Here is a 12,531-nt window from a genome sequence, read left to right on the forward strand (position 1 = left end):
ACGGGCCTCATCCTCCACCGTCTGCGCGTGCACATCAAAACGGCCCGCCATCGCCCGCATCGCATCCGGGTCGGTCATAAAACGTGTAGCCACTGTGGTGTCTCCTTTTCTGCGGTTCCGCTTTGCGGTGAGGGGGTTTATCCGGCAACTACCGGCCGGGCCATGACGGTTGGTTTGAAGCCGTATCGCGGGGTGCCCAGACCGAAACCGCCCCGCTCGGCACCCATCGGCATCCCGCCGGGCATGGCCGCCATGGTCTCGATCTCTTCGGGGGCGGCTGCCCAGCTGCTGGCCTGCAAGGCATTGCCAGTGTCGACGGCACTGGCGGCGGGCGCTGCTGCGGCCCAGGTCGGTGGCGTGGACAGTTCGCCGACCAAAGTGGCCTGACCCACGCCGGCCGACACCGACGGTGCGCCGGCGGTAAAGGCCGACGCCGCGCCACCGCCCAACGCCCCCAAACTGCTCAACGGACCACCCGGGGCCAGCAGGGCACCGATGCCGGCGCCGGCCGCACCACCGCCGAGGGCGTTGAAACCGCTGCCGGAGAAGAAGGTGGTCATGGTCGGGATCAAACTCGCCGGCGTGAACGCCGCCGATGTCCCCACGAAGCTCATCCCGCCGTTGAGCGGGTAAGTCACCAGCGAAACAACACCATTGATCGACGCGTTCCGACCGATGGCTTCGAGCAGTCCGGCGAGCGTGGGCGGGGGCAGACCGGCGTCAGCGGGCCCCGGCGAGGTCAGCGTCTGCAGCGTGTTGGGCAGCGACGAAATCGCCTGTGCTGTCTGCGCGGTGCTGTTGGCGGCGGTGTTGCCGTTGGCTTGACTTACCGCGGCGGCCTGGTTGGCCGTTCCGTCCGGATTGGTGGTCTGGTTGGGCTCGTTGAACGGTGTCACCTTGGTCGCCGTCGCCGACGACGCGGCGTAGCTGTACATGACGTCGGTAGCCTGGGCCCACATCTCGAAATACTGTGCGTCGCTTGCCATGATCGCGGCCGAGTTCTGGCCGACGACGTTGGTGGCCACCAGTTGCTTCTGCTGTGCGCGATTGGCGGCGATCACCGCCGGGGGAGGGGTGGCCGCGTGCGCCGCCTCGAACGCGGCCGCAGCGGCGGTGGCTTGGGTGGCCGCCTCCTCGGCCTTGGTCGCCGTGTCGGCCATCCACGCCAGATACGGCTTGGTGGCGGCGGTCATCGAGGCCGATGCCGGCCCCATCCACTCTTCGTCGACGAGTTGGGTGATCGTCGTTTCGTAGGACGTCAATGCCGAGGAGATCTCCGCGGCTAGCCCGCGCCAGGCGGAGGCGACCGTCATCATCGGCGTGGAGCCCGGACCGGCGTACAGACGTCCGGAGTTGATCTCCGGCGACAGCAGTGCGTAGTCGATCATCGTTGCTCCTAGACCACCATCGGCTTGGGCATGAATTTGGGCCGGAACCCGTAACGCGGCGTGCCATAGTTCATGCCGCGCTGCCCCATGCCGGTCGGCACCGGAGGAGGCACAGAGGCCATGTTGTTGTGGGTTTCGGTGGGCACCGCCCAACCGCCCGGCCCGCTGGTCAGCGCCGCGGCGCCAGGAGTGGCCGCCGCCCAGCTCGCCGGTGCTGAGAACGACGTCCCGACCAGGGAGGCCTTCCCCATGCCGGCGGTGACGGCCGGGGTGACAGCGCTGACGCCGAACGCACTGCTGACGCCGCTGGACAGGCCGCCGCCGAGCGCACCCAGGGCGCCGAGTGCACCGCCGGGGCTCAACGCCGCTCCCAGGCCGCTTCCGAGCGCACTGCCGGTGGTGCCGGTGAAGCCGCCGCCGGTCATGAAACCGATCAGGCTTGGCAGCAGCGCCGACGGGATGAAGGCCGCGCCGGTGCCGGCGGTGTTGAACAGGTTGTACAGCGGGGTGCCGAACATGTACGCGTAGCCGTTTGTCGGGTCGTTGTAGAGGAACTCGATGATCGGCTCGAGCCAATCGGTCGAAGCGGCAGGCGACGCCATGCTCTGCAGTGCATTCGGCAACGACGAAATCAGCTGTGACACTTGAGCGTTGTGCCCCGCTGCGGTTCCAGCAGCATGGGCAACCGCGGCGGCCTGGCCGCCCTGGCCGGCCGGATTGGTGGCCTGGGCGGGCGCACTGAACGGGGTGACTTGCGACGCGGTGGCCGATCCGCCGGCGTAGCCGTACATCGCGGCGGCGTCCTGGGCCCACATCTCGGCGTAGAGCGCATCGAGGGCCGCGATCGCCGGCGTGTTGATACCCAGGATGTTGGTCGCGACCAGCGCGGACTGCTGCACCCGGTTGGTCGACACCACCGCCGGCGGCACCGTGGCCGCCCGGGCCGTCTCGAATGCCATCGCGGCGGCAGTAGCCTGGCTGGCGGCCTGCTCGGCGAGCGTGGCGGTGGTGTCCATCCAGGCGATGTAGGGCGTGGCCGCCGCGGACATCGAGGCCGAACCGGGACCGAGCCATTCCTCGCCGGCCAGTTGCGTGATCACCGTGTCGTAGGAGTGAGCGGCGGCGGCCAGTTCGGCGGCCAGGGTGCGCCAGGCCGAGGCGGCCGACATCATCGGTGCCGACCCCGGGCCGGTGTACATGCGCCCGGAGTTGACCTCGGGGGGCAGCGCGCCGTAATCGAGCATCGGTGCCGCCTAGCCGGCCGCGATGGCGTTGGCGGCTTCGGTGGCCGCGTACGACTCGGCACTGCTGTTCAACGTTGCCACGAACATCTCGTGGATGGCGGCGGCCTGCGCGGCGACCGATTGGTAAAGGCTGGCGTGCGTGGCGAACTGCGCGGCGGTCAGCGCCGACACCTCGTCGGCGGCGGCGGGAACCACACCGGTGGTCGGTGCGGACGCGGCGGCGTTCTGGGCGTTGAGCGCCGAACCGATCGCCTGCAGGTTGCCGGCGGCGGCCGCCAGCGCCTCTGGCTGCGTAGTCACGAAAGACATCTGGACTTCTCCTCACGGAACGGATGCTTGTCGGTTCTTGCGACCACGGTCCCGTATCACCGGCCGATTGTGAAAGCTGGTTAACCGCTTCTTAACCCGTTGCGCGAACTTTTTACGAGGGTGGGCAGCCTGACGGCGACGGGCGACAGCGGCCGTCACCACGGGCGAGTGCTGGCGCAGGTGGGCGTCGCCGAGCCAAAAGCAGTGCAAGAACGGCATTCGATGACCTCCACCGGGTTTCGAGGCCACCGTGCGATGACTCTGCGACGACGAGCCCGCGCTGTGTCCGCGACGGCATTCCTGGCGGTAGTCATGGATCACCAAAGTAGCTGCTGCGCAACAGGTTACCGTCGATATCGGTGACTTCGTCGAAGTGCCCACCGCCGGAGCCGCTGGCAGTGTGAGGCCCTGGTAACGCGGATTTAACACGCGGATCCGGGGGAGTAAATGGTCCGTAACACGCCTTTAACCAACCCTAGGGAGACTACGGGCCATGAAACGGTTTCTGCTGCTAGCAGGGGTTACCGCCATGATGAGCCTTGCGGCGCCCGTCCACGCCGAACCGGTCGGCAGCGACGCCGCCTTCCTGACCGCGCTGTCGGGAGCAGGCCTGAGCCACCGGGGGTCTGACCAGGTGGCGATCTCCGCCGGTCACTCGGTGTGCCAGTTGATGGACGCCGGCCTGAGCCCGATGGACACCGTTGTCGCGGTGCAGACCACCAATCCGGGTTTCACCCTGCAGCGCGCCGCCGAGTTCGCCCGCATCGCCGCGGTGAACTACTGCCCCGAGCACGCCTGAGACTGCCGGCATCCCTGCCGCCGTCCCTTTGCCGCGCACCCGAGTGCCGGTGGGAAACCATTACCGTTGCCGCGTTAGATTCGCCACGGGCCCCCATAGCCCAATTGGCAGAGGCAGCGGACTTAAAATCCGCCCAGTCTGGGTTCGAGTCCCAGTGGGGGCACCAGTCGATCAGGCCGGCTTGTCCGCCCGGATGATCGCGGCGTGCATCCCGTCGGCCACTGCGTGAGTGAAGCTCACCGAGGCGCCGGTGAACCCGGCTGCGGCCAGACCGTCTAAGTACTCCTGCTGCGACAGCGCCCCGGCGATGCAGCCCACGTGCGAGCCCCGTTCTGCTCGTTGGGCCGGGCTGAGGTGGTTCTCGGCCACCACGTCGGAGATGCCGATGCGCCCGCCCGGGACCAGGACCCGGAACATCTCGGCGAGTACGCCGGGTTTGTCGACGGACAGGTTGATCACGCAATTGGAGATCACCACGTCGACGGCGGCGTCGGGCAGCGGAATGTTCTCGATGGTGCCCTTGCGGAACTCGACGTTGTCCAGGCCGGCCTTCGCCTTGTTCGCCTCGGCCAGCGCGAGCATCTCGTCGGTCATGTCGACGCCGTAGGCGAACCCCTCCGGGCCCACCCGACGCGCCGAGAGCAGGACGTCGATGCCGCCGCCCGAACCCAGATCCAGCACGCGTTCGCCCGCCCGGAGATCGGCGATTGCGGTCGGGTCGCCGCAACCCAGACTTGCCGTGACGGCCTCGATGGGCAGTTGGGAGTGCGCCCCGGCGTCGTAGAGGCCGGCCCCGAAGATGGTGCCGACGTCGACGGAGTCGCTGGAGCCGCAACAACTCGCGGCGGTGAGCACATCACTGTTGGTGGCCCCGCTACCGATCGCGGTGGCGGCCTCGCCGTAGCGGGCTCGAACCTGCTCCCGCAACTCGGGTCCGGCATCCTCGGTCATCTCGCACTCCTTTCATCGACGGTCGTCTATGCGAAAGCATCCTCCAACGAATAGATGATTGTCAATGCGTTCGTGGCATACTGCTGTCATGGCAGGCGAAACCGGCTCGGCGCCACCCGCCGACTCGCCGCTGGCCGACGACCTCGCGCTGTGCTGTGCGCCGATCACCGGCGCCGCGCTGGATGCGGCCGCGGCCGAGCGGCTGGCCGCTGTGCTCAAGGCGCTCGCGGAGCCCACCCGGTTGCGGCTGGTGTCGTTGATCGCCGGCCACGACGGCGCCGAGGCGTGCGTCTGCGACCTGACCGCGCCGGTGGGGCTGACCCAGCCGACGGTCTCGCATCACCTGAAGACGCTGGTGGACGCCGGGCTGCTGGAACGGTCGCAGCGGGGCAAGTGGGCTTACTACCGGATCGTGCCCGGCGCGCTGACGGCGCTGGCCGGCGTCTTCGCCCCGGTCCCGACCGGCTAACCATCCCGTCGCCATCCTGCCGGACGGCTCGCCCATACCCCGCCGTCCGAGGTTTTGCAAGGGCCAGTGATCACAACGACCGAATTCATTCGGCGAGATTTCTTAGTTTCTTAAACAAAACTAATTGGGATGCAGATCACAAGTTGGCCAGAGGAGGCAACAGCGCAGGTCAATGCGGGCAGCAGAGCTTGCTGTCGGCCCCCTCCCTACGCCGTCTCGGCCGCCGTGAACTGGGGTCGGTGGGATTAACCTGCGACGTCGATCACAATAGCTACGACATTTTCCTTTTACCTCGAATTCACCGCTAGGATCGACCGAACACCCCGTCCTGGCAACCCCGGTCGTACTGACCGCGCCACTGCGGCAGCTACGCGGGGAGTGCGCAATGACGATACGAAATGTGATCGATGGGAGCGATGTGGACGACGTGGTGGCTTACGGATTGACCGGCCCTGGAGCTCGCATTGTCGACCGCGTGCGGATCGATCGCGGCCCGATCGGCGGCGTCGCCGTCACCGCCGACGGCACCCGGCTGCTGGCCACCAACTACGGCGATGACACCGTCTCGGTCATCGACACCGCCAGCTGCACCATCGTGGCCACCGTGTTCCAGGCCGACGAGCCGTTCTCGATCGCCGTCGGCCCCGCCGGAACCGCGCGGGCCTACGTCACCGCCGGCTCCATGGCGCTCGACGCCGTCCTGGCGATCGACGTCGACGCTGCCGAGGTCACCGGGTGCTACCCGGTCGCCATGGGCATCGGAGACCTGGTCGCCGACCCGATGGGCAGCCGGGTCTATGCCACCCGCACCGGTTCCACCGGCATCGAGGTGCTGGCGCTCGATGCGACCATGCGTCCCGCCGGGGCCGTCCGGGTGGCCGGCGACCCGGCAGCGGCCGCCGCCTGCCTGCGGATCAGCCCCGACGGCCGTCGGCTCTACGTGGCGGTCCGGCAGCCTACCGGCGACACCGTCACGGTCCTGGACCGGCAACTCAACGTCGTGGATGTCATCAAGGTCGCCTCGACCGTCGTCGATGTCGCCGTCAGCGCCGATGGCGCCCGGCTGTTCGTCGCCACCAGCGGTCCCGACGGCCGCGGGGCCGTGAAGGTCGTCGACTCCCGTACCCACGCCGTCAGCGCCGGATTCGTCGTCGACACCCAGCTCATCCAGCTGATCGTGAGCCGCGACGGCGACCGGGTCTACCTCGTCACCGCCGCCGGCATCCTGGTGATGTGCGCCCGCACCGACGAGGCCCTCGGTGCGCTGACCCTGGCCACGGCGCCGTCGTGCGTGGCGGAGAGCCCAGACGGCAGCCGCCTGTACATCGCCGGCTTCGACGGTACGGTGGCCGTCGCCTCGCTGGCCGACCTGCCGGCGCCGTCGGCGTCGCTGCACGAGCAGCTCGCACTCGACGACGCCGTCAGCCGGATGCTGCAACTCGAACCCGCGCTGTAGCCCCAGCCCCACGGCCGGTGCCACACATGGTCGAATAGGTCGATGCGCAGCACCATGCAGGACTGGCCGTTGACCATCGGCGCCATCTTGCGGCACGCCACCAGCATCCACGGCGACCGCACCGTGACGACCATGACCGGCGACGGGTTCCACACCACCAGCTACCGCGACTTGGGCGGCCAGGTCGCCCGCCTGGCGAATGCCCTGCGGCGACTTGGCATCAACGGTGACGAGCGGGTCGCCACATTCATGTGGAACAACACCGAACACCTGGCCGCCTACCTGGCGGTGCCGGCCATGGGCGCGGTGCTGCATACCCTCAACATCCGGTTGTTCGCCGAGCAGATCGTGTTCGTCGCCAACGAGGCCGAGGACCGGGTGATCCTGGTCGACATCTCGCTGGCGCCACAGTTGGCGCCGGTGCTGGCGCAGCTGCACACCGTGCACACCGTGATCGTGGTCGGCGACGGCGACACGAGCGCTTTGAAGGCACTGGGATCCGCCGGCAAGTCCGTGCTGCGCTACGCCGACGTGCTGGCGGCGGAAGCGGGCGAGTTCGACTGGCCGGTCATCGACGAGAACTCGGCGGCCGCCATGTGCTACACCAGCGGCACCACCGGCAATCCCAAGGGCGTGGTGTACAGCCACCGGTCCAGCTACCTGCACGCCATGGCGGCCTGCGCCGCCAACGGTGTCGGGATCGGGACGGATGACTCAGTGCTGCCGATCGTGCCGATGTTTCACGCCAATGCCTGGGGCCTGCCGTATGCGGCGCTGATGGCCGGGGCGGATCTGACGCTGCCCGACCGGCATCTGGACGCCCCGTCGCTGGTCGCCCTCATCGAGAAACTGCGGCCCACCGTGGCCGGTGCGGTGCCGACGATCTGGAACGACGTCCTGCACTACCTGGATCGTGAACCGGGCCATGACATCTCGTCTCTGCGCCAAGTGGTCTGCGGTGGTTCCGCGGTGCCTGTCTCGCTGATGCGAGCCTTCGAGGACAAGCACGGGGTGCAGGTCCGCCAGCTGTGGGGGATGACCGAGACATCACCGCTGGCCACGTTGGCATGGCCGCCGCCGGGCACCGGCGAAGACCGGCACTGGGCACTGCGTGGCACCCAGGGCCGGCCGATCTGCGGGGTCGAGGCGCGGATCGTCGACGACGACGGGCGACCGCTGCCCAACGACGGCGTTGCGGTGGGCGAACTGGAGGTCCGCGGCCCGTGGATCACCGGCTCCTACTACCGCGGCCAGGACGAGTCGAAATTCGCCTCCGGCTGGCTGCGCACCGGCGACGTGGGCCGCATCGACGCGCAGGGTTTCATCACCTTGACCGACCGCGCCAAGGACGTGATCAAGTCCGGCGGAGAGTGGATCTCCTCGGTCGAGCTGGAGAACGAGCTGATCGCCCACCCCGACGTGATCGAGGCCGCGGTGGTCGGGGTCCCCGACGAACGCTGGCAGGAACGGCCACTGGCCGTGGTGGTGGCCCGGGCGGGTGCCGCCGTCACCCCCGTCGAACTGCGAAGCTTCTTGTCCGACAAGGTTGCCCGGTGGTGGCTACCGGAGCGCTGGACATTCGTCGACACCATTCCGCGCACCAGCGTCGGCAAGTACGACAAGAAGACCATCCGGGCCCGCTACTCCGACAACGAATATCAGGTAAGCGAGGTGCGTGACTGATGACTCTGCGTGTGATCCAGTGGGCAACCGGTGGGGTCGGCGTCGCCGCGATCAAAGGTGTGCTCGAACACCCCGATCTCGAACTGGTCGGCTGTTGGGTGCACTCGAAATCCAAGAGCGGCAAGGACGTCGGGGAGATCATCGGGACCGCGCCACTGGGCGTGACCACGACCAGCGACATCGACGAGGTGCTGGCTTTGGACGCCGACGCCGTCATCTACGCGCCGCTGGTGGCCAATGTGGAGGAGGTCGCCGCACTGCTGCGTTCCGGCAAGAACGTTGTCACGCCGGTGGGTTGGGTCTATCCCACCGCGCGGTCGGCTGCGCCGCTGGAAGCGGCAGCGCAGGCCGGCAATGCTTCGCTGCATGGTGTCGGTATCGCCCCCGGTGCTGCCAGCGAGCTGTTCCCGCTGCTGCTGTCGGTGATGTCCACCGGAGTGACTTTTGTTCGGTGCGAAGAGTTTTCCGATCTGCGGACCTACGGCGCCCCGGACGTGCTGCGCCACGTGATGGGGTTCGGTGGCACGCCCGAGCGTGCGTTGACCGGACCGATGCAGAAAATACTCGACAGCGGCTTCGTGCAGTCGGTGCGACTGTGCGTGGACCGGCTGGGTTTCGCCGCCGACGACCGGATCCGCTCATCGCAGGAGGTGGCGGTGGCCACCGCGCCGATCGACTCTCCGATCGGTGTCATCGAACCCGGTCAGGTTGCCGCTCGCCGGTTCCACTGGGAGGCGACGGTCGGTGACGAGGTGGTGGTACGGGTGACGGTCAACTGGCTGATGGGTGAGGAGAACCTCGATCCGCCCTGGAATTTCGGCCCGGCGAAGGAGCGCTACGAGATGGAGGTGCAGGGCAATCCGAACACGTTCGTCACCGTCAAGGGCTGGCAGCCCGAGACCGTCGAGGAGGGGCTGAAGAGCAACCCGGGCGTCGTAGCGACCGCCGCGCACTGCGTCAACGCCGTCCCGGCGACCTGTGCGGCCCCGGCCGGCGTCGTCGGATTCTTCGATCTGCCGCTCATCACCGGCCGGGCCGCACCCGCTCTGGCGCGGTGAACGGGCTGGCCGCAGTGTTGGCGCGCTGACCCGGCGATGGCGACAGGTAAACGGGCCCTGGTGCTCGCCGGTGGGGGAGTGGCGGGCATTGCCTGGGAGACCGGCGTGCTGTGCGGCATCGCTGACGAGTCCCCGGCCACCGCGGCCACGCTGCTGGAATCCGATGTGCTGGTCGGGACCTCGGCCGGGTCAGCGGTCAGCGGCCAGATCGGCAGCGGAGCTGGTCTCGACGAGCTGTTCGCCCGGCAGGTGGCCGAGACCTCGCCCGAACTCGACCCCGGGGTGGGCGTCGAGGGGATCGCCGAGCTGTTTCTGGCGGCCATGACCGAGCCGAACACCACGGCCGCCCAGAAGATGCAGCGCATCGGCGCGGTGGCGCTGGCCACCGAGACGGTTCCGGCCGCGGTGCGCCGGCAGGTGATCGAGCACCGGCTTCCCTCGCATCGGTGGCCGCAGCGCTGCCTGCGGATCACGGCGATCGACATCGACACCGGCGAGCTGACGGTGTTCGACCGGGACTTGGGAGTCGACCTCGTCGACGCGGTGGCGGCCAGTTGTGCCGTGCCCGGCGTCTGGCCACCGGTGGTGATCGGCGGACGGCGCTACATGGACGGCGGGATGCGCAGCGCAATCAACCTCGACGTCGCCGACGACTGCGACGTGGCCGTCGTACTGGTGCCTGCCGGGGAATCGGCGCCATCGCCGTTCAGTGCCGGTGCGGCCGCCGAGGTCGCGGCGTTCGACGGGCGGGCGTACGCGGTGTTCGCCGACGGTACGGCGCTGCGGGCCTTCGGCAGCAACCCGCTGGACCCCGCGTGCCGGGTGCCGTCGGCGCGGGCGGGACGCGAGCAAGGCCGTCGGCATGCCGCCGCCATCGCCGAGTTCCTCGCCGTGGACTAACCGGATTTCGTGGCGTCGAGGGCGCGCCCGGTGAGTTCGCGGCCCACCTCGATCAATTCCGCGGCGCGGTGGAAGTCCAGGCTGCGGCAGGCAATACGCGGCACTTCGATGAGCAGATCCGGGGGGTGCGACGCCAGCTGATGGCGGGTCAGCGCCGCCTGGGCGATGTCGATGGTGCGGTTCATCACCTCGAAGCTGCCGAGTTTGGGCACCCCGGCCGCACCGGACGTGGCCTCCGCGGTGTCATCGTCGACGGGATCATCTTCGGTGTCGCCGCTGCTGAACCGGTCCAGGATCGCCCGTGCCGTGGGCCGATCCAGCAGCGACCGCGCCCCGCTGGTGTCCAGCAGCGCTGATGTGCTGCGCATCATCCGGTTCAGTCGCCCGGGCGCGCTCCGCTCGGCATCCTCCGAGGCCGGCCCGGCGGTCGCCGGGTCGCCGCCGCTGAGACTCACCGCCAGCGTCAGGTCGGCGTTGACGGCGCACAGCGGCGCCATCGGCAGCGGATCGAGAATGCCGCCGTCGGCGAGCAGGCGCCCGTCCACCACATGCGGAGCGATCACACCGGGAATGGCGATCGAGGCACGGATCGCAGTGTCAACCGGGCCGCGTTGCAGCCACACCGACTTGCCGGCGATCAGATCGGTCGCCACCGCGGTGTAGGGAATCGGCAGCTGTTCGATGTCGATGTCGCCGAGGATGTCCCGGACGACGTCGAGGATCTTCCCGGCCCGCAGCACCCCGGCGGCGGTAAACGACGGGTCCAACAGCCGCAACACCGCCCCCTGGGTCAGCGACTCGGCCCACTCGGCGAAGTCGTCGAGGCGGCCGGCCGCCTGCAGACCGCCAACCAGGGCACCCATCGAGGATCCGGAGATCCCGACGATGTCGTAACCGCGCTCGATCAGCTCGACGATCACGCCGATATGGGCGTAGCCGCGCGCACCGCCACTGCCCAGCACCAGCGACACTCTCGGTGCAGTCGTAGAGGCCATGCCTCCCATTTTGCGGGCCACGGCCGCCGGGTTTTCGGTCACCGTGATTACAAACCCGGTTTCGGGGCAACCACGCAGGTCACAGCCGGTGAGCCGACCGCGGCGCCGCGATCCGCGCCGGGCAGCGGGACGCCACCCGGCGCGCCGCAGCCACCTAGCATGGCTGCTGTGATGGAGCACGTCGGATTCCAGGGTTGTTGTTGCCGCAGCTGAGTGCTGCCGCCGACCCCTGTCTTGAATCCACCCCATCCGTTCTGGAGTTTTCACCATGGTTATTGCTGACCCTGTCGCGTTGCGGCGTTCGGCCCCCCGGCCCCGCTCGCTGCGCCTGCCCGACCTGCTGCAGACCACCGACCTGGCCGCCGATGCGGTGCTGGACGGCCGCTACCAGCACCTGCTGCCCCCGTCCGGCCTGCCGACCGACAACCGCTGGTTCACCCGGATCCACGGCGACGAGCGGCTCGACATCTGGCTGATCAGCTGGGTGCCGGGGCACGCCACCGAACTGCACGACCACGGCGATTCGCTGGGCGCGTTAACCGTGCTGTCCGGGGCGCTGGATGAATTCCATTGGGATGGCACGCAGTTGGCGCAGCGGCGGCTCGACGCCGGCGACCAAGCCTCGTTCTCGCGAGGCTGGGTGCATGACGTGGTCTGGGCGCCGTCACTCTCGGGCCCGACGCTGAGCGTGCACGCCTACTCACCGCCACTGGTCGAGATGTCCTACTACGACGTCGCACCCGATAACACGCTGCGCCGGCAGCGCACCGAACTCACCGAACACCCGGAGGCATCGTGACCACGACGCAGCTGACCAGTCGGATCGACGGGATGCTCGCCGCTGCGCGGGCACGACTGCACCGGATGACCGCCGCGGAGGTGCCCGCGGCGCTGCGGGACGGCGCCCTGCTGGTCGACATCCGACCGGAAGCCCAGCGCGCGCGGGAGGGGCAGGTGCCCGCCGCGCTGGTCATCGAACGCAATGTGCTGGAGTGGCGCTGCGACCCCACCAGCGACGCCCGGCTGCCGCAGGCGGTCGACGACGACGTGCAGTGGGTGATCCTGTGCTCGGAGGGCTACACCTCGAGCCTGGCCGCGGCCGCGCTGGTGGACCTGGGCCTGCATCGCGCCACCGATGTCATCGGCGGCTACCACGCCCTGGTGGCCGCCGGGCTGCTGGTGGAGCCGAAAGCATCACGCGTTCGAGTGCAGCAGCGGTCGGAGCCGCTCGGTTTTGTCTGCGGTCCACCCCGCTGGATGTAATAGCGCCATGTGACGC

At 68.8% G+C, this 12,531-nt stretch carries 13 protein-coding genes, 1 tRNA gene and 1 pseudogene; 9 read left to right on the plus strand and 6 right to left on the minus strand.

Features of this window, described 5'->3' with window-relative positions; genetic code table 11:
* From DQP56_RS12780 to DQP56_RS12795, 4 genes and pseudogenes are all read right to left on the minus strand, one after another.
* A pseudogene (locus DQP56_RS12780) lies at positions 1-93 on the minus strand (WXG100 family type VII secretion target); the annotation flags it as partial.
* A 44-nt stretch (positions 94-137) separates the two neighbouring features.
* Positions 138-1,388: a PPE family protein gene (locus tag DQP56_RS12785; protein WP_112685951.1), complete on the minus strand. Its 1,251-nt coding sequence runs from the start codon at positions 1,386-1,388 to the stop codon at positions 138-140.
* 8 nt (positions 1,389-1,396) lie between these two features.
* Entirely contained in the window at positions 1,397-2,632 is a 1,236-nt protein-coding gene (locus DQP56_RS12790; RefSeq protein ID WP_112685953.1) for a PPE family protein, read from the minus strand.
* A 9-nt stretch (positions 2,633-2,641) separates the two neighbouring features.
* Positions 2,642-2,941 (minus strand): PE family protein, encoded by a 300-nt coding sequence (locus tag DQP56_RS12795; RefSeq protein ID WP_112685955.1) that lies wholly within the window; start codon positions 2,939-2,941, stop codon positions 2,642-2,644.
* A gap of 493 nt (positions 2,942-3,434) precedes the next feature.
* On the opposite strand from DQP56_RS12795, the gene DQP56_RS12800 reads away from it, so the two are divergent.
* A complete protein-coding gene (locus DQP56_RS12800) occupies positions 3,435-3,740 on the plus strand; it encodes a DUF732 domain-containing protein (protein ID WP_112685957.1) in 306 nt (101 codons plus the stop codon).
* A gap of 89 nt (positions 3,741-3,829) precedes the next feature.
* Positions 3,830-3,906, plus strand: a tRNA-Leu gene (locus DQP56_RS12805).
* Between the two features lie 5 nt (positions 3,907-3,911).
* On the opposite strand, the gene DQP56_RS12810 is transcribed toward DQP56_RS12805, so the two are convergent.
* Positions 3,912-4,691: an arsenite methyltransferase gene (locus DQP56_RS12810; protein WP_112685959.1), complete on the minus strand. Its 780-nt coding sequence runs from the start codon at positions 4,689-4,691 to the stop codon at positions 3,912-3,914.
* An 88-nt stretch (positions 4,692-4,779) separates the two neighbouring features.
* On the opposite strand from DQP56_RS12810, the gene DQP56_RS12815 reads away from it, so the two are divergent.
* The 5 genes from DQP56_RS12815 to DQP56_RS12835 all read left to right on the plus strand — a co-directional run bounded on the left by DQP56_RS12815 (position 4,780) and on the right by DQP56_RS12835 (position 10,257).
* Complete coding sequence (locus DQP56_RS12815) at positions 4,780-5,160, plus strand: ArsR/SmtB family transcription factor (protein ID WP_112685961.1); 381 nt, start codon at positions 4,780-4,782, stop codon at positions 5,158-5,160.
* A gap of 385 nt (positions 5,161-5,545) precedes the next feature.
* The gene (locus DQP56_RS12820; RefSeq protein WP_234825643.1) at positions 5,546-6,616 is read left to right on the plus strand and encodes a YncE family protein; all 1,071 of its coding nucleotides are present in this window, start codon (positions 5,546-5,548) and stop codon (positions 6,614-6,616) included.
* A 42-nt stretch (positions 6,617-6,658) separates the two neighbouring features.
* Positions 6,659-8,299 carry a long-chain fatty acid--CoA ligase gene (locus DQP56_RS12825; RefSeq protein WP_112685965.1) on the plus strand — a complete coding sequence of 547 codons (1,641 nt, stop codon included), beginning with the start codon at positions 6,659-6,661 and terminating at the stop codon, positions 8,297-8,299.
* Positions 8,299-9,357 carry an NAD(P)H-dependent amine dehydrogenase family protein gene (locus tag DQP56_RS12830; RefSeq protein WP_112685967.1) on the plus strand — a complete coding sequence of 353 codons (1,059 nt, stop codon included), beginning with the start codon at positions 8,299-8,301 and terminating at the stop codon, positions 9,355-9,357. Before DQP56_RS12825 ends, DQP56_RS12830 begins: the two co-directional genes overlap by 1 nt.
* A gap of 36 nt (positions 9,358-9,393) precedes the next feature.
* Positions 9,394-10,257: a patatin-like phospholipase family protein gene (locus DQP56_RS12835; RefSeq protein ID WP_112685969.1), complete on the plus strand. Its 864-nt coding sequence runs from the start codon at positions 9,394-9,396 to the stop codon at positions 10,255-10,257.
* Here DQP56_RS12835 and DQP56_RS12840 read toward each other — a convergent pair.
* Positions 10,254-11,228 (minus strand): patatin-like phospholipase family protein, encoded by a 975-nt coding sequence (locus DQP56_RS12840; protein WP_234825644.1) that lies wholly within the window; start codon positions 11,226-11,228, stop codon positions 10,254-10,256. The two genes, DQP56_RS12835 and DQP56_RS12840, sit on opposite strands and share 4 nt — an antisense overlap.
* Positions 11,229-11,520: 292 nt before the next feature.
* Here DQP56_RS12840 and DQP56_RS12845 point away from each other — a divergent pair, with 292 nt between their 5' ends.
* Together DQP56_RS12845 and DQP56_RS12850 are read left to right on the plus strand one after the other, a co-directional pair.
* A complete protein-coding gene (locus DQP56_RS12845) occupies positions 11,521-12,051 on the plus strand; it encodes a cysteine dioxygenase (RefSeq protein WP_112685971.1) in 531 nt (176 codons plus the stop codon).
* A 32-nt stretch (positions 12,052-12,083) separates the two neighbouring features.
* Positions 12,084-12,515: a rhodanese-like domain-containing protein gene (locus tag DQP56_RS12850; RefSeq protein ID WP_234825645.1), complete on the plus strand. Its 432-nt coding sequence runs from the start codon at positions 12,084-12,086 to the stop codon at positions 12,513-12,515.
* Positions 12,516-12,531 lie beyond the last annotated feature (16 nt).

The organism is Mycolicibacter senuensis (assembly GCF_003284925.1).
In the GTDB taxonomy this organism is placed as follows: domain Bacteria; phylum Actinomycetota; class Actinomycetes; order Mycobacteriales; family Mycobacteriaceae; genus Mycobacterium; species Mycobacterium algericum_A.